At 60.1% G+C, this 21,850-nt stretch carries 24 protein-coding genes and 1 pseudogene; 12 read left to right on the top strand and 13 right to left on the bottom strand.

What is annotated here, in order from left to right:
• Positions 1-69 precede the first annotated feature (69 nt).
• Positions 70-840 carry an SDR family oxidoreductase gene (locus ACM110_RS20755; RefSeq protein ID WP_416129252.1) on the top strand — a complete coding sequence of 257 codons (771 nt, stop codon included), beginning with the start codon at positions 70-72 and terminating at the stop codon, positions 838-840.
• Positions 841-961: 121 nt separating this feature from the next.
• Positions 962-1,444, top strand: a complete 483-nt coding sequence (locus tag ACM110_RS20750; RefSeq protein WP_416129251.1) for an SRPBCC family protein — start codon at positions 962-964, stop codon at positions 1,442-1,444.
• Positions 1,445-1,450: 6 nt separating this feature from the next.
• Here ACM110_RS20750 and ACM110_RS20745 read toward each other — a convergent pair whose 3' ends face one another.
• From ACM110_RS20745 to ACM110_RS20720, 6 genes are read right to left on the bottom strand one after another with little or no spacing between them, the layout of a single operon-like run.
• A complete protein-coding gene (locus ACM110_RS20745) occupies positions 1,451-1,837 on the bottom strand; it encodes a steroid Delta-isomerase (RefSeq protein WP_416129250.1) in 387 nt (128 codons plus the stop codon).
• A complete protein-coding gene (locus tag ACM110_RS20740) occupies positions 1,838-3,040 on the bottom strand; it encodes an acetyl-CoA C-acyltransferase (protein WP_416129249.1) in 1,203 nt (400 codons plus the stop codon).
• A gap of 31 nt (positions 3,041-3,071) precedes the next feature.
• Positions 3,072-3,530, bottom strand: a complete 459-nt coding sequence (locus ACM110_RS20735) for a MaoC family dehydratase (RefSeq protein WP_416129248.1) — start codon at positions 3,528-3,530, stop codon at positions 3,072-3,074.
• A gap of 2 nt (positions 3,531-3,532) precedes the next feature.
• Positions 3,533-4,315 carry an SDR family oxidoreductase gene (locus ACM110_RS20730; RefSeq protein WP_416129247.1) on the bottom strand — a complete coding sequence of 261 codons (783 nt, stop codon included), beginning with the start codon at positions 4,313-4,315 and terminating at the stop codon, positions 3,533-3,535.
• A gap of 13 nt (positions 4,316-4,328) precedes the next feature.
• Positions 4,329-5,522: an acyl-CoA dehydrogenase family protein gene (locus ACM110_RS20725; protein ID WP_416129246.1), complete on the bottom strand. Its 1,194-nt coding sequence runs from the start codon at positions 5,520-5,522 to the stop codon at positions 4,329-4,331.
• The gene (locus ACM110_RS20720; RefSeq protein WP_416129245.1) at positions 5,519-6,691 is read right to left on the bottom strand and encodes an acyl-CoA dehydrogenase family protein; all 1,173 of its coding nucleotides are present in this window, start codon (positions 6,689-6,691) and stop codon (positions 5,519-5,521) included. Before ACM110_RS20720 ends, ACM110_RS20725 begins: the two co-directional genes overlap by 4 nt.
• 171 nt (positions 6,692-6,862) lie before the next feature.
• On the opposite strand from ACM110_RS20720, the gene ACM110_RS20715 reads away from it, so the two are divergent.
• Entirely contained in the window at positions 6,863-7,510 is a 648-nt protein-coding gene (locus ACM110_RS20715; RefSeq protein ID WP_416129244.1) for a YceH family protein, read from the top strand.
• A 160-nt stretch (positions 7,511-7,670) separates the two neighbouring features.
• Here the strand turns inward: ACM110_RS20715 and ACM110_RS20710 are convergent, their stop codons facing one another.
• Positions 7,671-8,189, bottom strand: coding sequence for a cupin domain-containing protein (locus ACM110_RS20710; protein ID WP_416129243.1), 519 nt, complete (start codon positions 8,187-8,189; stop codon positions 7,671-7,673).
• 9 nt (positions 8,190-8,198) lie between these two features.
• Complete coding sequence (locus ACM110_RS20705) at positions 8,199-9,017, bottom strand: shikimate 5-dehydrogenase (RefSeq protein WP_416129242.1); 819 nt, start codon at positions 9,015-9,017, stop codon at positions 8,199-8,201.
• Positions 9,018-9,262: 245 nt separating this feature from the next.
• Between ACM110_RS20705 and ACM110_RS20700 the strand changes: the two genes are divergently transcribed.
• From ACM110_RS20700 to ACM110_RS20690, 3 genes are all read left to right on the top strand, one after another.
• A complete protein-coding gene (locus tag ACM110_RS20700; protein WP_150705441.1) occupies positions 9,263-9,628 on the top strand; it encodes a hypothetical protein in 366 nt (121 codons plus the stop codon).
• A 352-nt stretch (positions 9,629-9,980) separates the two neighbouring features.
• A complete protein-coding gene (locus ACM110_RS20695) occupies positions 9,981-10,175 on the top strand; it encodes a hypothetical protein (RefSeq protein ID WP_150768365.1) in 195 nt (64 codons plus the stop codon).
• A gap of 115 nt (positions 10,176-10,290) precedes the next feature.
• Complete coding sequence (locus tag ACM110_RS20690; RefSeq protein WP_416129369.1) at positions 10,291-10,482, top strand: hypothetical protein; 192 nt, start codon at positions 10,291-10,293, stop codon at positions 10,480-10,482.
• Here ACM110_RS20690 and ACM110_RS20685 read toward each other — a convergent pair.
• On the bottom strand, positions 10,479-11,540 hold the full coding sequence (locus ACM110_RS20685) for an AI-2E family transporter (RefSeq protein ID WP_416129368.1): 1,062 nt from the start codon (positions 11,538-11,540) through the stop codon (positions 10,479-10,481). The genes ACM110_RS20690 and ACM110_RS20685 overlap by 4 nt on opposite strands.
• Before the next feature lie 162 nt (positions 11,541-11,702).
• On the opposite strand from ACM110_RS20685, the gene yegQ reads away from it, so the two are divergent.
• Positions 11,703-13,028 carry a tRNA 5-hydroxyuridine modification protein YegQ gene (gene yegQ, locus ACM110_RS20680; RefSeq protein WP_416129241.1) on the top strand — a complete coding sequence of 442 codons (1,326 nt, stop codon included), beginning with the start codon at positions 11,703-11,705 and terminating at the stop codon, positions 13,026-13,028.
• A gap of 96 nt (positions 13,029-13,124) precedes the next feature.
• On the opposite strand, the gene ACM110_RS20675 is transcribed toward yegQ, so the two are convergent.
• Positions 13,125-13,988 (bottom strand): LysR family transcriptional regulator, encoded by an 864-nt coding sequence (locus ACM110_RS20675; RefSeq protein WP_338581986.1) that lies wholly within the window; start codon positions 13,986-13,988, stop codon positions 13,125-13,127.
• A gap of 95 nt (positions 13,989-14,083) precedes the next feature.
• Here ACM110_RS20675 and ACM110_RS20670 point away from each other — a divergent pair, with 95 nt between their 5' ends.
• The gene (locus ACM110_RS20670; RefSeq protein ID WP_416129240.1) at positions 14,084-14,983 is read left to right on the top strand and encodes a DMT family transporter; all 900 of its coding nucleotides are present in this window, start codon (positions 14,084-14,086) and stop codon (positions 14,981-14,983) included.
• Positions 14,984-15,033: 50 nt separating this feature from the next.
• Here the strand turns inward: ACM110_RS20670 and ACM110_RS20665 are convergent, their stop codons facing one another.
• On the bottom strand, positions 15,034-15,741 hold the full coding sequence (locus ACM110_RS20665; protein ID WP_338581988.1) for a FadR/GntR family transcriptional regulator: 708 nt from the start codon (positions 15,739-15,741) through the stop codon (positions 15,034-15,036).
• 279 nt (positions 15,742-16,020) lie between these two features.
• On the opposite strand from ACM110_RS20665, the gene ACM110_RS20660 reads away from it, so the two are divergent.
• The 3 genes from ACM110_RS20660 (at position 16,021) to ampC (ending at position 19,983) form a co-directional block, all read left to right on the top strand.
• Positions 16,021-17,367 carry an MFS transporter gene (locus ACM110_RS20660; protein ID WP_416129239.1) on the top strand — a complete coding sequence of 449 codons (1,347 nt, stop codon included), beginning with the start codon at positions 16,021-16,023 and terminating at the stop codon, positions 17,365-17,367.
• Positions 17,368-17,379: 12 nt separating this feature from the next.
• Positions 17,380-18,723 (top strand): glucarate dehydratase, encoded by a 1,344-nt coding sequence (gene gudD, locus ACM110_RS20655; RefSeq protein WP_416129238.1) that lies wholly within the window; start codon positions 17,380-17,382, stop codon positions 18,721-18,723.
• Between the two features lie 120 nt (positions 18,724-18,843).
• Entirely contained in the window at positions 18,844-19,983 is a 1,140-nt protein-coding gene (ampC, locus tag ACM110_RS20650; RefSeq protein WP_416129237.1) for a class C beta-lactamase, read from the top strand.
• Between the two features lie 102 nt (positions 19,984-20,085).
• Here ampC and ACM110_RS20645 read toward each other — a convergent pair whose 3' ends face one another.
• Positions 20,086-20,640 carry a DUF4174 domain-containing protein gene (locus ACM110_RS20645; protein ID WP_416129236.1) on the bottom strand — a complete coding sequence of 185 codons (555 nt, stop codon included), beginning with the start codon at positions 20,638-20,640 and terminating at the stop codon, positions 20,086-20,088.
• 164 nt (positions 20,641-20,804) lie between these two features.
• Here ACM110_RS20645 and ACM110_RS20640 point away from each other — a divergent pair.
• Positions 20,805-20,903 (top strand): annotated as a pseudogene (locus ACM110_RS20640) (VOC family protein); the annotation flags it as partial.
• Between the two features lie 20 nt (positions 20,904-20,923).
• Here ACM110_RS20640 and ACM110_RS20635 read toward each other — a convergent pair.
• Positions 20,924-21,709, bottom strand: a complete 786-nt coding sequence (locus ACM110_RS20635) for a sulfite exporter TauE/SafE family protein (protein WP_416129235.1) — start codon at positions 21,707-21,709, stop codon at positions 20,924-20,926.
• Positions 21,710-21,850: the final 141 nt, after the last annotated feature.

Genomic DNA, 21,850 nt, shown 5'->3' with positions numbered 1-21,850 from the left:
GGACGTTGGATTGCAGGAACCACAGACCTAGCATCGACGGCATTCCCGAGCGACAAAAAGAGATTTCCCATGCTTGATCCGATGGACTTTCGCGACAAAGTGGTACTGGTCACCGGTGGTGGCAAAGGTGTGGGGCGCGGCATCAGCCAGCGCTTTCTCGACTGCGGCGCCGAGGTGGTGATCTGCGGTCGCGAAGCCCCGCGATCCTTGCCCGCCAGCGCCGGGCGTGAGGCACTTTTCGTAGGCTGCGATCTGCGGGATGTCGAGCAATCCGGGCGCTTGATCGCACAAGTCGTCGAGCGCTTCGGCCGTCTCGATGTGCTGGTCAACAACGCCGGTGGTTCACCGAATGCCGATGCCGCCACGGCTTCACCGCGTTTCAGCGAAGCGATCATTCGCTTGAACCTGATCGCCCCGCTCAACCTCTGCCAGCAGGCCAATCAGGTGATGCAGGCCCAGACCGATGGCGGCGCAATCATCAATATTTGCAGCGTCAGTGCAACACGCCCGTCCCCCGGCACCGCTGCGTACGGCGCGGCCAAGGCCGGGTTGCTCAACCTGACCACTTCGCTGGCGGTAGAGTGGGCGCCGAAGGTGCGGGTCAACGCCGTGACCGCCGGGCTGATTCTCACCGAGCAGGCGGCCATGCATTATGGCGACGATGCGGGCATCGCCCGGGTGGCGGCGACCATTCCGTTGCAACGCCTGGCGACGCCGGAAGACATTGGCGATACCTGCCTGTACCTGGCGTCGACATTGGCCCGTTACGTCAGTGGCGCGGACATCGCGGTGCATGGCGCGGGTGAACGTCCGGCGTTTCTTGATGCCGCTCAATCCTGATGAGATCGCAGCCTCGTTTCACTCGACAGCTCCTACAGTTGAACCTCAATCCCTGTAGGAGCTGTCGAGTGAAACGAGGCTGCGATCTTTCAAGCATACTCATAACAAGAGGACTCCCGACATGCCCGCAATCGCCAGCCACAGCGTACTGCTTGACCTTTCACAACCAGCCGCATGGGCCAAACTGCGCGACCTGAGCCTCGCCCCGCATTACGTGCCGGGTCTGACCGGTTGCCAATATCATCCCGGTGCGCACGAGGGCGTTGGCGCCAGTCGCCGGGTGTTTCGCAAGGGCGGTCAGTATCTGGATGAAAGCGTGGTGAGTTGGCAAGAAGGCGTCGGTTTCGTGTTGCTGCTGCACAAGGGCAGCAATGGCTCGCCCTTTCCGTTTCGCGAGGCAAGTTTCAGTTATGCCTTGCAAGCCGAAGGGAGCGCGACGCGTATCACCCTGCAAATGAGCTACAGCCTGCGCGGGGGCAGGCTGATGGAATGGCTTCTGGCAAAAGCCTTCAACAAAGTCGTGCAGCAGATTGCCGAGAATCTCAAGGCTTACTACGAAACTGGCCGAACACAAAATTCCGATCTGCTGCAACCAGCCCTGTAGCAGCTGCTACGAGGGATTGGCGGTGATGTTTACTTCGCTCCAATAAGCCTTCATCGAGCGAATCTTGCCTTCGCCGTCGAACTCCATCACGTCGATCACATGCAGCGAACACGGTTGCCCGCCCCACTCCATGTCGACCCGAAACGGCATCGCGCCGCAGCCGTTCGAGGTCGCGCGTACCGGGCCGGTTTGGGTCGCTGAAACTTTCATCGCGCCCAGACCCTGGCGGTAGAAGCGTCCAATGGCGTCGATGCCGTGCAATGGCGCCTGACCGACCGGATCTTCGACCGTTGCATCCTCTGCATAGAGCGCGAGGATGGCGTCGATGTCACCGGCATCCACCAGTTCCAAGTAACGCGCCATGGTCGCCTGAATCTGTTGTGCGTCGATCATTCAGACCACCTCGAACAAGGCAGCCGCGCCCATGCCGCCACCGATGCACATGCTCACCACCACGTAACGCAAACCGCGGCGCTGGCCTTCGATCAACGCGTGTCCAACCATGCGTGCGCCGGACATGCCGAATGGATGGCCAATGGAAATCGCTCCGCCATTCACATTCAAACGCTCAGCCGGAATGCCCAGGGTGTCCCGGCAATACAGCACCTGACAGGCGAACGCCTCGTTCAATTCCCACAGGCCGATGTGGTCCATGGTCAGGCCATGGCGCTTGAGCAGCTTGGGAATCGCATAGACCGGGCCGATGCCCATCTCATCCGAGTTGCAGCCGGCGACCGCCATGCCACGATAAATTCCCAGTGGTTCCAGACCACGTTTCTCGGCCATTTTTGCGCTCATCAACACTGAAGCCGACGCACCGTCGGACAGCTGTGAAGCGTTACCAGCAGTGATGAAGCGCCCTTTCTCACTCCACTGACCGCCCGGCCATACCGGCTCCAGCGCATTCAGGCTTTCAAGGGTGGTGTCGACGCGGTTGCACTCATCGCGTTGCAAGGTAACGAGTTCATAGCGGGTTTCACCGCTGGCCTTATCGAAGATCGCCTGGCGGCTGGTCAGTGCTGCCAGCTCACGGTCGAAGCGGCCGTCACGCTGGGCCTGCGCGGTGCGCATCTGGCTCTGGTAGCTGTATTCGTCCTGTTCTTCACGGGAGATGCCATAACGCGCCGAGACGATTTCGGCGGTTTCGATCATCGGGATGTAGGCGTGTGGATCGAGCTCGATCACCGAACTCGACTGGTTGCGATAGAGGTTCTTGTGCTTGTTCTGCACCAGGGAAATCGACTCCAGGCCACCGGCCACGGCGATGTCGATTTCGTCACACATGATGCCCTTGGCGGCCATGGCGATGCTCATCAGGCCCGACGAGCATTGGCGTTCGACGGCCATGCCGGCAACGGAAGTCGGCAAGCCACCGGCAATCGCGCACAGGCGTCCGAGGTTGTAGGACTGAGTGCCCTGCTGCGCGGCGGCGCCGATGATCACGTCGTCTACTTCACCTGGCTCGATGCCAGCGCGGCGCACGGCTTCGCGCACCACGTGGCCGCCAAGCTGCGGCGCTTCAGTGTCATTGAACGCACCGCGAAAGGCTTTGCCGATCGGGGTGCGGGCGGTGGAAACGATGACGGCTTCTTTCATGCTGGACTCCTCGAAAATTCTGCAGACTGATTCAGGCGGGGTAATAGCGACTGATGGTGTCGACCACGCAGCCGGGGCGTTCCTCGCCGTCGATCTCGACGCTGACGCGAATGGTCGCCTGCACGCCGCCCTTCACTTCCTCGACCGCGGTCAATTGCGCGCTGCCACGCACCCGCGAACCAACGCGCACCACCGACGGGAAGCGCACCCGCTCGCAGCCGTAATTGACGCCCATGGCCAGGCCACGGACTTCGACGATTTGCGGCAGAAACAGATTGACCAACGAAAGGCTCAGGTAACCGTGGGCGATGCAAGTGCCAAACGGGCCGCTGGCAGCCTTGACCGGATCGACATGAATCCACTGGTGATCACCGGTAGCGTCGGCAAACAGATTGATCCGGTCCTGATCCAGCAACAGCCAATCGCTGACGCCGATTTGCTGGCCTACGGCATCGAACAAGGCCATCGGCGTGTCGAAAATACGTGGCATGGTCACGCCCTCTGGCTCGACACCGACAGCACTTCGCCGGTCATGTAGGAGCTGTAGTCGCTGGCCAGGAACATCATCACGTTGGCCACTTCCCAGACTTCGGCGGCACGGCCGAACGCTTCGTTGGCGGCCAGTTGATCGAGCACCGCTTGCGGTGCGGATTTGCGCAGGAAATCGTGCAGGGCAATGCTCGGACTGACCGCGTTGATGCGGATGCCGTAGTCGGCGGCTTCGACGGCTGCGCAGCGGGTCAACGCCATCACGCCGGCCTTGGCGGCGGCGTAGTGCGCCTGTTCTTTCTGCGCACGCCAGCCGAGTACCGAGGCGTTGTTGACGATGACACCGGCACGCCGCTCCATCATCTTCGGCAGCATCGCGCGGGTCATGCGCATGGTGCCGGTGAGCGTCACGTCGATGACCCGGTTCCACTCGTCATCGGCCATGTCCACCAGCAACCGTGAGCCACCGAGGCCGGCGTTGTTGATCAGCACGTCGACGCCTTGCAGGTCACGTTCGGCGCAGGTGATCAGCTGCTGAACCTGGGCTTCATCGGCGACGTTGCAGACCTGGCCGAACACTTGTTGCAGACCCGTGGTTTCGCGGATTTTCAGCACCGCTTCGGCCAACCGGCCTTCATGGATATCGCTGATCATCAACGCGCGGCAGCCTTCTTCGGCTGCCCGCACGGCGGCGGAAAAGCCGATCCCGGCGCCGGCTGCTGCGGTGATCAGAACCGACTTGCCGCGCAGCAGACCGCGCCCTTCAACATATTGAGGTACAGACATGAACTCTCTCCTTTCAGGCGCGTGGACGCGGTTCCTTGGGCATACCCAAGGCGCGCTCGGCAATGATGTTGCGCTGGATTTCGTTGCTGCCGCCGTAGAGGGTGTCGGCGCGGCTGAACAGGTACAGCGACTGCAAACGGGTCAATTGATACGGCGCCGCTTCGAGCAGTTCTGAGTCAGCGCCGAGGACATCCATCGCCAACTTGCCGAGGCTGGCGTGCCAGGTCGACCAGAACAGCTTGTAGATGGTCGCCTCCTTGCGCAGCGATCCGTCCTGACTACCCGAGAGCATGCGCAGCGAGTTGTAGCGCATGATCCGCAGCCCGCTCCAGGCTTCGGCCATGCGCTGACGCAGGATCGGATCGCGGTCGGCGCCATTGGACTTGGCGATGGCGATGATTCCGTTGAGTTCGTTCTGAAACTGCATCTGCTGGCCGAGGGTCGACACACCCCGTTCGAAACCCAGCAACGCCATGGCGATCTTCCAGCCTTCACCCGGCGCGCCGATGATGTTGGCGGCGTCGGTGCGCGCATCGTCGAAGAACACTTCGTTGAACTCCGAGGTGCCGGTCAGTTGCTCGATGGGACGCACGGTGATTTCTGCCTGAGCCATGGGCACCAGCAGGAACGACAGACCGCGATGGCCAACACTGCCCGGTTCGGTGCGGGCGATCACGAAGCACCAGTCCGATTCGTGGGCCAGTGAGGTCCAGACTTTTTGTCCGTTGATCAGCCAACTACCGGTCGACTCATCCAGCGTGGCGCGGGTCTTGACGTTGGCCAGGTCGGAGCCGGCGCCCGGTTCGGAATAGCCCTGGCACCAGAACGACGTACCACTGACGATCCCCGGTAAAAAACGCTGTTGCTGTTCGGCCGTGCCGAAGGCGGCGATGGTCGGACCGGCCAGGCCTTCACCGATATGCCCCATGCGTCCGGGGCCGCCAGCACGGGCGTATTCTTCATGGAAGATCACCTGTTGGGTGATCGACAATCCGCGTCCGCCATGCTCCGGCACCCAGCCGACGCAGGTCCAGCCGCCTTCGGCGAGCTTGCGTTCCCAGGCTTTGCGCTCTTCGGGAAACATGTGCTCGTCGCCCGGTCCGCCGCGAAAACGCAGGGCTTCGAACTCGCCGCAGAGGTTGGCGCTCATCCAGTCGGCGACTTCTTTACGGAAGCGTTCGTCCGGCTCGCTGAAACTGATTTTCATGGCTGCTCTCCCAGAATCTGCGCGGCAATCCGCTCGCGATGCCAGGCCGGCAGCCCGAGGAAACTTTCGCTGGCGCGGGCGCGCTTGAAGTAGAGGTGCGGGTCGTACTCCCAGGTGAAACCGACGCCACCGTGTAACTGGATCGATTCGGACGCGCAGTGAAAATAGGTGTCCGAGCACTGCGCCTTGGCCAGCGCCGCTGCCAGCGGCAATTCGGCGGCGACTTGCCCATCGCCCTGCGGATCGAGGACTTCCTGGGCCACGCACGCGGCGTAATAACTGGCCGAACGCGCGCATTCGACTTGCAGCATCATGTCGGCGGCGCGGTGTTTGAGGGCCTGGAAACTGGCGATGGCGCGACCGAACTGCTGGCGCTCCTGCATGTAGGCGACGCTCAGGTCGAGCACTTGTTGCGCGCCGCCAGTTTGCTCGGCAGCGAGGCCGATACAGGTTAGTTGCAGGACCTTCTCCAAATGCGACCAGCCATGGCCGAACTCACCCAGCAACGCGTCGGCTTCAAGGTACAAACCCTTGAGCGTAATCCGCGCCTGACGTCGGGTCTGGTCCATGGTCGGGAGCATTTGCCGTTCGATGCCAGCGCGAACGGCGTTGACCGCAAACAGGCTGATGCCCGTTTCGCCGGTGGAACCGGGTTGGCGTGCGGCGATGATCAACAGGTCGGCACCATGCCCGTCGAGCACATGCTTGAGGGTGCCATCGAGGACAAAGCCGTCACCCTCGGCCACCACCGTTGCCTGCACATCCTCGGCCGCCCAGCCATTGGCGCTGCTGAACCCCAGGGTCGCGGTCACGCTGCCGTCGGCAATCGACGGCAACCAACGCAGTTTCTGTTCCTCATTGGCGGCCAGTAACAGCGTCGGTGTGGCCATGCAGGCGGTGGCGAAAAACGGCGAGCACAGCAGGCGCCGGCCCATCTGTTCCAGCAGGATCGCCAGCTCAACAAAGCCCAGACCAAGGCCGCCGTAAGCTTCGGGAATATGAATCGCCGGCCAGTACATTTCCTGGCACAGACGCTGCCAGAGGGCCTCATCGAAACCCCGTTCACTGACCATCGCCGCGCGTACGGCGGCCGAATCCGAGACATCGGCGAGGAAGCCCTCGGCCGATGCGCGGATCATTTCCTGTTCGTCGCTGAATGCAAACTCCATCGCGGCGCCTTCTGCTCGTTTGACGGGGCGCGCGTGGCGCAACACCCCTTTGAGCATGAAGTTTGGCGCCGCCCGGGTTCGGCAGAATCGTTAGCCTTGCCTAGTCCGAACGGGCGATGTCAAAGTGCGTCTACGCAAGTGAAAAACATGAATCGGCTAAGGATGCAGAACATGAGCACTGAGCAAGAAACGACGTTCGACGAACCACGGCTCAACAGCACGGAGATCCGCATTCTGGGTTCGTTGATCGAGAAACAGGCCACCAGCCCGGAAACCTATCCGCTGACCCTCAATGCCCTGGTGATTGCCTGCAACCAGAAAACCAGCCGCGAGCCCGTGATGAACCTCACGCCCGGTCAGGTCGGCCAGAGCCTGCGCGCACTTGAAGGACGTGGTTTCACCAAACTGGTAATGGGCAGTCGTGCCGATCGCTGGGAGCACAAGGTCGACAAGGCGCTGGAACTGGTGCCGGCGCAGGTGATTTTGACCGGGCTGATGTTTTTGCGTGGCCCGCAGACGGTAAATGAACTGCTGACCCGCAGTGGCCGCATGCATGAGTTTGAAGATACCGAACAGGTGGTGCATCAGCTGGAACGGTTGATTGCGCGAGGGCTGGCGGTGTTGATTCCGCGTCAGGCCGGGCAGCGTGAGGACCGCTATACCCATGCGATGGGTGATCCGGCGGATATCGAGGCGATCCTTGCGGCCCGGCAGAACCCGAGCGAGCGCGGTGCCGGCAGCGGTGTTTCGGTTGAGCGGATTGAAGAGCTGGAAGCGCGGATTGCGGCGCTGGAAGAGCGGTTGGCGCGACTCGAATAAAACACGCGGTCCGTAGCAGCTGCCGAGCCTGCGAGGCTGCGTCCGGCTGCGCAGCAGTCGTAAAATCAGCCATGCAGTGATTCAGGAAAAACCGCGTGTGCAGGATTTACGACTGCTTCGCAGCCGGACGCAGCCTCGCAGGCTCGGCAGCTGCTACAGGCTATTCACCGTCCCAGTAATCGACGCCATCCTCCTGCCGCGCCACCGCAACAAACCCCGAAGCATTGCCCTCGGCATCCACCTTGAAATCATCCATCACCGCATATTTGCCGGAATCCGGGTATTCGCAGATTTCCGGTGACTGCTGGGTGCTGACGGCGAGGTAACGCAGTTCGGCGTTGCTGGAATTGATGATCTGATGGGCTTTTTCCGGGCCGCCCGGCGGGCAGGCAATCACGTCGCCGGTACGGATTGGAAACCGCTCTGCGCCGAGTCGCACCTCGCCTTCCCCGGCCACCACGTAGAACATTTCTTCGTTGACCCGATGACTGTGAAACGGGCTGCCACGCATGCCCGGTTCCAGCACATACAAGCGATAACCGAGCTTCTGCGCGCCCAATAATTGACCGACGCGGGCCAGGCGTTGCTGGTAGCGCCCGGCGGTTTCGCCGGTGGGCGCGAACGCTTCGGGCAACGGTTCGAGTTCGACCTGATTCAAATTGAGAATGGGTGGATGCATGGAATCCTCCTAGCTGCGGGCAAATGCCACCGCTTTCTGAAACTGTTCCTCGGTCGGCCGCACGCCGGTGTACAACACAAACTGCTCCAGCGCCTGGATCGCAATCACTTCCAGACCGGTGATCACCTTCTTGCCCTCGGCACGACCACGCACGATCAGCGGGGTTTCCGAAGGAATCGCCACCACATCGAAGACGATGTCCGCCGCTTTGATGACATCAATCTCGAACGCCAGTTGACCGGCCTCGGCGCCACCATCCATGCCCACTGGTGTCACGTTGACCAGCATCTGCGGGCGACGAGCCCCCAGTTCCGCCTGCCACTCATAGCCTAGGGAGTCGGCCAATGCCCGCCCGGCGCGCTCGTTACGAGCCACTATCAGGCCGTTTTTGTAACCGCCATCGCGCAAGGCGCTGGCCACGGCTTTGGCCATGCCGCCGCTGCCGCGCAGGGCAAAGGTGGTGTCCTTGGGCACGGCGTGGGTTTCCAGCAATTGGGCAATGGCAATGTAATCGGTGTTGTAGGCCTTGAGATGGCCGTCGGTGTTGACGATGGTGTTGATCGACTGAATAGCGGCGGCAGACGCATCCAGCTCATCGACCAAGGCAATGCAGGCTTCCTTGAACGGCATGGATACGCCACAACCACGAATGCCCAAGGCGCGAATGCCGCCCACTGCACCGGGCAAATCCTGGCTGCTGAATGCCTTGTAGTAGAAATTCAGCCCCAGTTGTTCATACAGATGATTGTGAAATCGCAGCCCAAAGTTCCCCGGACGCCCGGAGAGCGACATGCACAGTTGGGTGTCTCGATTGGGGTTCATCTGCATGTAAATCTCCTTCTAACGCACTTTCAGATGGACGGGATTAGCCAGCCCACAGGTTCTGATCGATGATATTCGCGTACCTGCCCGCGGCACTAAAACGTCCGTAAGCAAACCGGTACAGACCTTACACAAAATTTACCAAACGGCTGTGCTGAATCTCAAAAAAACGCTGTCTTAGAAGTATCCCCGCGACAATCCTTGGGTCTATTGCAGACGCAAGCGCCGGGTCGAAGAACCGAGGAACTATCATGATCCGTAAAATCCCCACAATTGCCCTGCTGATCGGCGCGCTCGCTCTCACAGGTCAGGCGCAAGCCCATGGTGGTGGTAATGACGCGGCGGTATTTGGAGCGATCGTCGGTACTGCCATCGTTGGCTCGGCTCTGATCAACGCCAACCGGCCAGTCTACGTCGCGCCGCAACCGGTCTACGCGCAGCCGGCACCGGTTTATTACGCGCCACCACCGCCACCGGTTTACTACCAGCCGGCGCCGGTGTACGTGCAACAGCCGATCTATTACCGTCCGGCGCCGGTCTACTACGGACCACCCCGTGGCTATTACGGCCCGCCACGCGGTTACTACGGCCCTCCCCACGGTTATGGCCGCTGGTGACAGACTTACAGGCCCCGCCCGACAGCGGGGCTTTTTTATGTCCGCACGGAAACCCTGTCCCCTGTAGGAGCGAGCCTGCTCGCGATGGACGACAACGATGACGCGTGTTTACGGGATGAACGTGGTGTCCTGAGATCATCGCGAGCAGGCTCGCTCCTACAAGTAGCTGCCGTTCGTCGGCAACGGTCTTGATAAATCGCGTCAGTGTCGTTATCGGGACAGTATCAGTTGCTCAAGCAGGCAAGATTGACTCACCCCTTCTTTTGGGGAAACCGTCATATATATGTCATGTCAGATCCGCAAGCTTGAACCTGTCCGCCAACAACAGGTTGATAACAACAAGGACGCCCTCATGCCAACGCAGAACCCGCACCGCATTGTCGGTCTGTGCACTTCCAGCAAGGTGTACAACACGCTGACCGAACTCAAGCACCTGGAAGGCCACCGCAGCGCCAAGTTCCTCTCGCTGCTGACGCAAAACCTGGTGCGCAAAGGCCTGCTCAACGAGCAGGAAGTGGTCCATATGCTCGATCAGGTGGTCGACTGACCGACAGGCGGTCGGTTAGCCACAACGACGTCAATGACCACTATCGAAAACGGTGATTGTCGGAAATTTCGCCCGCCCCGTAAGGTAGCTCCATAGATTGATGGAGGTACTTATGATGTCTCAGGTTCAGATTATGTCCGTTATTGGCAGCGCCGTTCCCGCACAGCTCAGAGCGCTCGGAATGCTCGCCTGCTGGTATCTGGTCCAGGACGGCGAACAAATCAGCGGCCCGCTCACCTCGCTACCCGACGCCCAGGCGTTGTCGCAGCAGATCAGCACTGGCCAACAAGGAAAACTCAGCGCTTAAGGCAGCTGAACCCGCGGTTTGGTTTCGATGAAAATGGCCCAGCTCGACATGAACAGGGCCGCGATCAACGGGCCGATGACAAAGCCGTTGAGGCCGAAAATCGCCAAGCCGCCGAGGGTCGAGATCAGGATCATGTAGTCCGGCATTTTCGTGTCCTTGCCCACCAGGATCGGACGCAGCACGTTATCCACCAGGCCGATTACAAACACACTGAACAACACCAGTGTCACCCCTTGCCAGATCGCTCCGGTGAACAGGAAAAACGCCGCTACTGGCGCCCAGATAATCCCCGCCCCCACCGCTGGCAACAGCGACAGAAATGCCATCAACACTGCCCAGATCAATGCGCTGGGAATGTCCAGAAACCAGAAAATCAATCCGCCCAACGCACCCTGCGTGATCGCCACCACCAGATTGCCCTTCACGGTGGCCCGCACTACCCGGTTGAACTTGAGCTGCAAACGACGCTTCTGGTTTTCCTCCAGAGGCACGGCCATGCGCACCTTGCGCGCAAGCTCCGCACCGTCACGCAGGAAGAAAAACAGCAGGTACAGCATGATGAAAAAACTGACGATGAATTCGAACGTGCCCTGACCAAAACTGAAGGCCTGGGTGGCGACGAACTGGTTGCCGGTCATCGCGCTCTTGATGATTTTCTCGCGCAAGCCATTCAGTTCCCCCATGCCGAAGCGATCGAGCAAATGCTGGAAGTACGGCGGCAGGCTGTGCTTGAACTGCGCCACATAACTGGCGATATCCAGTTCCCCGCTCTCGATGTTCTTATAAAGCGCCGTGCCTTCCTGAACCAGGAAGATAGTCAGGATGATCACTGGCAGGATCGCGATCAACAGGCAGATGCTCAAGGTCAGCAGTGAAGTGAGGTTGCGTTGCCAGCCGAATTTCAATTGCAATTGTCGTTGCAGGGGGGCAAACAGGATTCCGAGGATCACCGCCCAGAATACCGCGCCGTAAAACGGCAGCAGAATCCAGACGAAAGCGATGCTCACCAGCAACAGCAAAATGGCCAGCGATTTGTCTTTGAGCGTCTCTTCGTTCATGTCCGATCCATGCCAATCCACCGGGTCGCAGAAGTACGCCCTGATGCTTAGGCCACGACGGCCCGCGCGAGTGCCATCGGTTTGTTCATCAAGCATAGATCCAGATCAATAAACCCTTTGGGCCAGGCGTTTACCCTCGGCGGCTTTTGCGATCGACCCGCCATGAACCTCATTGCTCCCGAACTGCTCGCCCCCGCCGGCACTCTGAAAAACATGCGTTATGCCTTCGCCTACGGCGCCGATGCGGTGTACGCCGGCCAGCCGCGCTACAGCTTGCGGGTGCGCAACAACGAATTCGATCATGCCAACCTGGCGCTAGGCATTCGCGAGGCACAGGCTCAGGGCAAGCGTTTCTATGTGGTGATCAACATCGCGCCGCACAATGCCAAGCTCAAGACCTTCCTCAAGGACCTGGCGCCCGTCATCGCCATGGCGCCCGACGCGCTGATCATGTCCGACCCCGGCCTGATCATGCTGGTGCGCCGACACTATCCGCAGATGCCGATTCACCTCTCGGTGCAGGCCAACACGGTGAACTGGGCGAGCGTGGAGTTCTGGCAGCAACAAGGCTTGAGCCGGATCATCCTGTCGCGGGAGCTGTCGCTGGAAGAAATCGGCGAAATCCGCCAACAGGTCCCGGCCATGGAGCTTGAGGTGTTCGTCCATGGCGCGTTGTGCATGGCCTATTCCGGTCGCTGCCTGCTGTCGGGCTACATGAACAAGCGCGACGCCAACCAGGGCAGTTGCACCAACGCCTGTCGCTGGAAGTACTCCGTGCAACCGGCCACCGAAAACCCGCTCGGCGACATCGTCCAGCACTATCAACCGGAACCGACCCTGGGCCTCGGCGCTCCCACCGAACAAGTGTTCCTGTTGCGGGAAGCCAATCGCCCCGATGAACTGATGCCGGCCTTCGAAGATGAACACGGCACCTACATCATGAACGCCAAGGACCTGCGCGCCGTGCAGCACGTCGAGCGTTTGACGCAGATGGGCGTGCATTCACTGAAAATCGAAGGGCGGACCAAATCGCATTTCTATTGCGCACGGACCACTCAGGTTTATCGCCGGGCAATCGATGACGCGGTGGCAGGCCGGGTATTCGACCGCGACCTGATGACGGACCTGGAATCCCTCGCCCAACGCGGCTACACCGAGGGTTTCCTGCGTCGGCATGTGCATGACGAATACCAGAACTACCAGAACGGCAGTTCAGTGTCGGAACGGCAACAGTTTGTCGGCGAACTGACCGGCGAGCGGCGGGATCGATTGGCGGAAGTCAGGGTGAAGAATCGATTCGGTCTGGGCGATCACATGGAACTGATGACGCCCAAGGGCAACTTTCACTTTGATTTGCATCAGTTGCAGAACGTCAAGGGCGAAGCGATTGAAGTTGCACCGGGGGATGGGCACACGGTGTATTTGCCGATTCCGGATGCGGTGGATCTGAGTTTCGGTCTGCTGATGCGCGATATCAGCGCAACGTAAGCCCCTGTAGGAGCTGCCGAAGGCTGCGATCTTTTGATCTTAAGAAGCAAAATCAAAAGATCGCAGCCTTCGGCAGCTCCTACGCAAGTGAAACGCCTAAGCAAACTCCTCGCGCAACATCGCCACAAACGCTTCCCGCGCCGGGTGTACCCCGGCGTTTTCATGCCAGTAGAACAGGCTCTCGATTGCCGTCAGTTCGGGAAACTCGAACGCCACGCACCCGGCACCCTTGGCGTATTGATCGAAAACCCCTTTGGTCACCAGCGCCACGCCGGCTCCGGCGCTGACGCAACCGACAATCGCGCCATAGCTGGCCAGGCTGACAATCGGCAGCGACAACCCGTTGCGCAATAACCAATGCTCCATCGCCGCCCGGTAGGGACAGCCCTGAGGCCAAAGGAACATGGTCTTGTCGTGCAAGTCCGCCACATCGTGCAGCGGTCCGAGAGAGGTTGAGGCGATCACCAGCAACTCTTCGCGGTACATCGGCGTGCGCTTGAGCTGCGAGCGCTCGACGTCGACCGCGACGATCGCACCGTCGAGCTTGTGATTGAACGTGTCGTCGAGCAACTGGGCCCAAGTACCGGTGGTCAGCTCCAGCGCCACCTGCGGGAAACGCTTGTGGAATTTCGCCAGCAAACGCGGCAAACGCCCGGTGGCCGAAGACTCGATGGCCCCAATGCGTAATGGCCCGGACGGGTCGGCCGAAGGGTCCACCGCGCGCTTGGCCTCGGCGGTGAGGGCCAGGATTTTCGAGGCGTAGGCCAGAAAGGTCTGGCCCGACGGGCTGATGCGCAACCCGCGCCCCTCACGCAGAAACAGCGCGACACCCAACTCTGCTTCCAGCGACTTGATGCGTGCCGTGATATTCGACGGCACGCAATGCAGCAACTCGGCGGCACGGGCAATGCTGCCTACCTCAGCCACGGTCTTGAACATGCGAATCTGCGCCAGCTCCATACATCACCCAAAGTGAACAGTTAGCGCAGTATAAGTCAGTTGTGGCGAACGATCAGGATTCCGATACTCGGTGCATATCCCACCGGTGCACGACCATGAATCCACTCACGCCCTCCCCCTTGAAAATCATCCTGGCCATGGCGTTTGTCGTGGCCTGCTGGGGTTACTCCCCGACCGGCATCCACATCGGATTGCTGGCCTACGACCCGGTGCACCTGGCGTTGCTGCGATTTCTGATCGCTTCGGTGTTCATGGCCGTGGTCGCGGTATGGCGAGGTATTCACCTACCGAAACTGCGGGATCTGCCGCTGCTGTTCGGGCTGGGCTTCTTTGCGGTGAGCCTGCATCACGTGGCGATCAATTTCGGCCAACAGGGCGTCAGCGCCGGTGCGTCGAGTGTGCTGGCGCAGACGACGCCGCTGTTCAGCACGTTGCTGGCGCGTTTCGTATTCAAGGATCGGGTGAGCCTCTGGCGTTGGGGCTGCGTGATACTGGGATTGCTCGGCGTGGTGATCGTGGTGGCCGGGGATCATGGCTTCGGCAGCATCGATGCCCATGGCTTGCTGATCCTGCTGGCGGCGCTGTCGTGGAGTCTCTACTTCGGTCTGCAAAAGCATCACACCGGGCGTTACAACGGGTTGACGCTGGTGTGCTACACGGTCTGGTCCGGGACTGCGCTGCTGTTGGTGTTCCTGCCGGGGCTGGTGGATCAGGTGATGAATGCGCCGCAACGTGTGCAGTTGGCGGTGTTTGCCCTAGGGATTTTCCCGAGCGCGTTGGCGTATCTGGCGTGGGCCTATGTGTTGGCGCATGTGGATTTGAGCCGTGCGACGATGACGCTGTATCTGGTGCCGCCGATGGCGATGCTCATTGCTTCTTTTGCGCTGGGCGAGAGACCGACGCTGATGGTTGGGGTTGGGGCGGTTGTGGTGTTGATCAGTGTGTTGGCGTTGAATCTGGAGCACAGAGCGGTGGTACAGGTAGCGCGGGCTTGATCGACGATTTGTGTTGAGGCGTTTGACGTCATCGCGGGCAAGCCTTGCTCCTACAGCGAAAACCGGTCCCGGCTGTTGGTCAAATGCAGCCACATCGCCGCCCGCGCCGCGTCCGGGTCCTGGCGTTTGATGGCGTTGAGAATCGCCTCATGTTCGAGGTTGGCCAGTTGCCCGAGTTTGCTCAAATCCACCGCCCCGCGTTCGGCCGCGTTGACCCGGGTTCGCGGGATCATGGCACTGCCCAGGTGCTGCATGATTTCGGTAAAGCATACGTTGCCGGTGGCCTCGGCGATCAGCAGGTGAAAGCGCCGGTCGGCTTCGACACAGCTGTCGTTGTTGGCCAGCAGGCTTTGATAATCGTCGAGCGCTTCGCGCATCTGCTCCAGTTGCTGGTCAGTTCGGCGAGTCGCGGCCAGCGCCGCCGCCTGGGTTTCCAGGCCCATGCGCAATTCCAGAATGCTGCGCACGCCCAGCGCGGTATCGACATTCAGCCGTAACCCCTGCTCCGGCGCCCGCTCCAGCACAAACGTGCCGATGCCGTGACGGGTTTCCACCAGCCCCGACGCCTGCAATTTCGAGATCGCCTCGCGCACAACCGTGCGACTGACCCCGTGCTCCTGAACAATCGAATTCTCCGACGGCAGCTTGTCGCCGGGCGACATTTGCCCGAGCAGGATGCTCTGGGTCAGCTTGGCCACCAGATCGTGGGCCAGATTGTGGCTGCGCTTGCGGGCAGGTGCGTCGAGGTCTTCTTGCATGAGGGCGTCCGAAAAACTTGGCTATCGAATCGTAGCACTGCGTTCAGCGGGAATCGTTAGAAAAATCGCACCAACTTGTATGACAACACTCAACAAAATCACTTTTTTGCCCACGAAAACAGTTTTCTTCAATCGCTAAAAATTCATCAGATCAAAAATAAATCGCCATTTTGCTAGGCAAGTCCTGTTGCAGGATGAAAAATCGTAGTTGTATGATGTCTATCAACAACGCAGCAACCGTTACACCCCGCATAAAAATAACGAGTGGGAGAAAACGCAGTGAATACATCCATCTCCGGGATGAACGACGACGCCGATTCCGTGCTGAAGTCCGCCATCTCCAAAGTCAAACGTCACGTCCTGCCGCTGTTCGTCATCATGTTCATCGTCAATTACATTGACCGGGTGAACATCGGCTTCGTCCGCGCCCACATGGAACACGACCTGGGCATCGGCGCGGCCGCCTACGGCCTCGGTGCCGGTCTGTTCTTCATTGGTTACGCGCTGTTCGAAGTGCCCTCCAACATCCTTCTGCAAAAAGTCGGCGCACGCATCTGGCTGACCCGCATCATGCTGACCTGGGGCCTTGTCGCGGCGGGCATGGCGTTCATCCAGAACGAAACCCACTTCTATATTCTGCGATTCCTGCTGGGTGTGGCTGAAGCCGGATTCTTTCCCGGAGTGATCTACTACTTCACCCGCTGGTTGCCCGGTGTTGAGCGCGGCAAGGCGATCGCGATTTTCCTCAGCGGCTCGGCGATTGCCTCGCTGATCTCCGGCCCGCTGTCCGGTCTGCTCCTGCAAATCAGCGGATTCGGCATGCACGGCTGGCAATGGATGTACTTCATCGAGGGCATGTTCTCGGTGGGCCTGTGCGCCTTTGTCTGGTTCTGGCTGGACTCCAAACCCCACGACGCCAAATGGCTGACCCGCGACGAGCAAGACGCACTGGTCAAGGCCATCGACGACGAACAACTGGCCCGCGAAGCAGCGACGCCGATCAAGCCATCGCTGGGCAAACTGCTCAAGGACCGGCAGATCATCCTGTTCTGCGTGATCTACTTCTTCATCCAGTTGACCATCTACGCCGCGACGTTCTGGCTGCCGAGCATCATCAAGAAGATGGGTGACCTCAGCGACTTCCAGGTCGGCATGTTCAACTCGATTCCATGGTTGCTGTCGATCATCGGCATGTACGCCTTCGCTTCGCTGTCGGCCAAGTGGAAGCACCAACAAGCCTGGGTTGCCGTCGCATTGTTGATTGCTGCTGCCGGGATGTTCATGTCCACCACCGGCGGGCCGATCTTCGCTTTCGTTGCGATCTGCTTTGCGGCGCTGGGTTTCAAATCGGCGTCGTCGCTGTTCTGGCCGATTCCCCAGGCGTATCTGGATGCACGGATCGCCGCCGGCGTCATCGCGCTGATCAACTCGGTGGGCAACCTCGGTGGCTTCGTCGCGCCGACCACCTTTGGCCTGCTGGAAGAACGCACCGGTTCGATTCAGGGCGGACTCTACGGCTTGGCCGCGACCTCGATCATCGCCGCGATCATTGTCTTCGCCGCACGCAACAAACCCAAATCCGCGCCCGCCATCCCATCGGCTGAATCCGCGCCTCGTCACGCTTGAAAGGATAAAAAAATGATCGCACAAGACACCGCCAAAGCCCCGATCATCACCAGCATGCAGGTGGTTCCGGTGGCCGGCCATGACGGCATGCTGCTCAACCTGAGCGGCGCCCACGGCCCGTTTTTCACCCGCAACATCGTGATTCTCAAGGACAACGCCGGCCACACCGGCGTCGGCGAAGTACCGGGTGGCGAGCGCATTCGCCAAACCCTCGAAGACGCACGCAGCCTGGTGGTCGGCAGCCCGATCGGCACTTACCAGAAGATCCTCAATCAGGTGCGCCAGACCTTCGCCGACCGCGATGCCGGTGGTCGCGGTTTGCAGACCTTCGACCTGCGCATCACCATTCACGCCGTCACCGGACTTGAAGCCGCCCTGCTCGACTTGCTCGGCCAGCATCTGGATGTGCCGGTCGCGGCCCTGCTCGGCGAAGGCCAGCAACGCGACGAGGTGAAGATGCTCGGCTACCTGTTTTACGTCGGTGACCGCAACGAAACCGACCTCGCCTACCGCAGCGAACCGGAAGCCGACAACGATTGGTTCCGCGTGCGTCACGAGAAAGCCATGACCGCCGATGCAGTGGTGCAATTGGCAGTCGCCGCGCACGCGAAATATGGCTTCAAGGACTTCAAGCTCAAGGGCGGCGTGCTCAGCGGAGATGCCGAAATCGAAGCGGTCACCGCCCTCGCCGAACGCTTCCCCGATGCGCGCATCACTCTCGATCCGAATGGCGCCTGGTCCCTGAAGGAAGCGATCCGTTTGTGCCGCGACCAGCACAACGTTCTGGCCTACGCCGAAGACCCGTGCGGTGCGGAAAACGGTTATTCGGGGCGCGAAGTCATGGCCGAGTTCCGTCGCGCCACGGGCCTGAAAACCGCCACCAACATGATCGCCACCGACTGGCGGGAAATGGGCCACGCGATCCAGTTGCAATCGGTCGACATCCCGCTCGCCGACCCGCACTTCTGGACCATACAAGGTTCGGTTCGCGTGGCGCAGATGTGCCACGAATGGGGCCTGACCTGGGGCTCGCATTCCAACAACCACTTCGACATTTCGCTGGCAATGTTCACCCACGTCGCGGCGGCTGCGCCGGGTGAGATCACGGCCATCGACACCCACTGGATCTGGCAGGACGGCCAGCGCCTGACCAAAGCCCCGCTGCAAATCGTTGAAGGCTGCGTGCAGGTGCCGCAGAAACCGGGACTGGGCGTAGAACTGGACATGGACCAGGTGGCCAAGGCCCACGAACTGTACAAGGGCATGGGCTTGGGTGCGCGGGACGACAGCGTGGCGATGCAGTTTTTGCTTCCGGGATGGAAGTTCGATAACAAGCGGCCATGTCTGGTGCGTTGATTCAGCGTTAGCGCGCCCAAAGTCATAAACCCGAGCCGCCAATCAACGGCTCGGGTTTAAAGATCGAGGTTTTAACCTCTAGAATGACGCGCATCTGAATCGACAACGGACAACATCAACATGGATCGCCTGAAAACGCTCGCGGCTTGCCTGGGACTGCTGACCGCAGGCCAGTGCGTCGCACAGGACCCAATCGAGTCGGTGGTGAATGCCGCTGTTAAACCGGTCATGCAGAAAGAAGGCATTGCCGGAATGGCCGTGGCCGTTACCGTCAACGGCAAACAGCACTTCTTCAACTACGGCGTGGCGTCGAAAGAACCCGCCAAACCGGTCACCGAAAACACCCTGTTCGAGATCGGCTCGGTCAGCAAGACCTACACCGCCACCCTCGCCGCCTATGCCGTGGCCAACGGCAAACTGTCCCTGAACGACAAGGCCAGTCAGATCCTGCCAGCCTTGCGCGGCAGCGCCTTCGACAACATCAGCGCTTTGCAACTGGGCACCTACAGCGCCGGCGGCTTGCCCCTGCAATTCCCGGCCGAATTCGATTCGCCCGACAAAATGCTCGGCTACTACCAACAGTGGAAACCGGCTTTCGCCCCCGGCAGCCAGCGACTGTACTCGAACCCCAGCATCGGTTTGTTCGGCTACCTTGCCGCGCACAGCCTGGGTCAGCCGTTCGATGAAGTGATGGCTAACACCTTGCTGCCGAAACTCGGCCTGAAACACACCTTCCTGAAAGTGCCACAGGACCAGATGGGGCTTTATGCGCAGGGCTACAACAAGGACGGCAAACCGGTGCGAGTCGGGCCGGGTGCGCTGGATTCCGAAGCATATGGCGTAAAAACCAGCGCGGCGGACCTGTTGGCGTTTGTTGAAGCGAACCTGAAACCGTCGCACCTGGAAAAACCATTGCAGCAGGCGATTGCGTTGACTCATACCGGTTACTACACGGTCGACGACTTGACCCAGGGTCTCGGTTGGGAGTTGTATCGCTACCCGATCACTCTGGATCGATTGTTGGCGGGCAACTCGACGCCGATGGCGATGGAGCCGCACAAAGTCCAATGGCTGAATCCGCCGCAATCGCCAACGCAAGACTTGCTGATCAACAAGACCGGTTCGACCGGTGGGTTTGGGGCGTACGTTGCGTTTGTGCCGTCGAAGGACATGGGGATTGTGATTCTGGCGAACAAGAATTATCCGAATGCGGAGCGGGTAAAGATTGCGCATCAGGTGCTGAGCGCTTTGGGCCAATAAGCCCTGAGTTCAGTATCGACCAGTCAACCGTAATCCTTGTGGGAGCAAGCTTGCTCGCTCCCACAGGTTTTGTGATCGCTCTCCCAATGAGTCAACGCTGAATCAGTCATCCGGCATTTCAGGCGGCTTGGTAGGTTTCGCCGGTTTCACCGGTTTACCATTTTTAGCGCCTTTGGCCGCCGGTTCAGGTTCAGCGGCGGGCGTCGCCACGGTTGGCGGCGGGGTTTCCTTCTCGGCCGCCGGCAACTGGTCGACGGCTGCGAAAATCTCTTCCAGCTTGACGGTATCCGATTGTTCGAATTTCTTTTCGCCGTCCTTGCCGACCAGAATCACTTTGGTCTTGGCGCCGGCGCCCAGCTTCAGTGAGCGGATCAATGCCGCCGTATCTTGCGGCCCCAGGTCCTTGCCTTCACGCTGGCCCATCAGGTTGAGCACGGTGTACAGCACCATGTTGCGATCGGTGAACCCCTTGCGATTGGCCGGCTCATCCAGCGACTTTTTCAGGCCGACCCACGTCGGATCAACCGTGCTCGGAGCGATAACAATCAATGGCCGGGACCTGCCCTTGTCCATGTCCAGTGGTGAGTCGCCATCGGCGGCGAACAGGGGGCCGGCAATCGCCAGCAGGGTAGCCAGGGTCAGTGACCTGATGAGCATGCGCATCTCCTTTTGATATCCACGCTCTAATGATTGCGCATTGCGGCGTTCGTTCCGGTGACGCTTCGCAAATGTAGTTCGCCTTGCCCCAAGCTTAGGTCAGGGCGGTCAATGCGCAACAGGCCGAATGGAACTGAAACCATTACAAAGCGCTACCCGAACTGCGACAGCGGCTAAAGGAAATCAATGATTGTGCGGGGAGACGGCGGGTGTATTTCGATGACCCGGACGGGCATCTGCTGGAAATATTCACCCGCGAATGAAGCTGGCGTAGCGAGTTGAATCAGAACGCCAGCTTGTAACCAATCAGCACCAGCATCGTCGCCAGGCAAGGGCGCAGCACTTCATCGGAGATGCGCCCGGTCAGGTGGCTGCCCAGGTAAATCCCCGGCAGCGAACCGACCAGCAGGTAACCCAGCACCTGCCAATCCATGTTGCCCATGCTCGCATGGCCCAGACCGGCGACCAGCGTCAGCGGCACGGCGTGCGCGATTTCCGTGCCGACCAGGCGGCGGGTCGGCAATAGCGGATAAAGGATGAACAACGCGACAGTGCCCAGGGCGCCGGCGCCGATGGAAGTCAACGCAACCATGGTGCCCAGGACCAGACCGGTGACGACGGTCATGGCATTGAGGCGTGGGCCGCTTGGGTTGTAATTGCCGCCGGCGCGTTTGTGGGCGAAATCGAGCAGTCGCTTCTTGAACAGAATTGCCAGCGCCGTGGCGAACAATACAAAGCCCAGGGCTTGCTTGATGATCGCGTTCATCGCGTCGGGGCTGGAATGCAACGTGCTGAGGAACCACAGTGTCAGCATCACGGCCGGCACACTGCCGAGGGTCAGCCAACCGGTGATTTTCCAGTCGATGTTGTTGTTCTTCCTGTGCACCAGCACGCCACTGGATTTGGTGATGGCTGCGTACAGCAAATCGGTGCCGACCGCCGTCGCCGGGTTGATGCCGAACCACAGCAGGATCGGGGTCATCAACGACCCGCCACCCACGCCCGTCATGCCGACGATGAAGCCGACGACGAGTCCGGCTACAACCAACCCGATGTTCACTAAATCCATTGATACGTCCACATAGACCGCAGGGAAAATCTGGCCCGCAGCATAGCGATTTTTCTTATAACCAGTTATATCGATACGATCTATCTTTATGCCTTACTCGCCACCACCCTGTAGGAGCTGCCGCAGGCTGCGATCTTTTGA

The organism is Pseudomonas sp. NFX98 (assembly GCF_047784845.1).
Taxonomy (GTDB): Bacteria; Pseudomonadota; Gammaproteobacteria; order Pseudomonadales; family Pseudomonadaceae; genus Aquipseudomonas.
The sequence above is the reverse complement of the archived record's forward strand: the minus strand, read 5'-3'. Positions and strand labels throughout refer to the sequence as shown.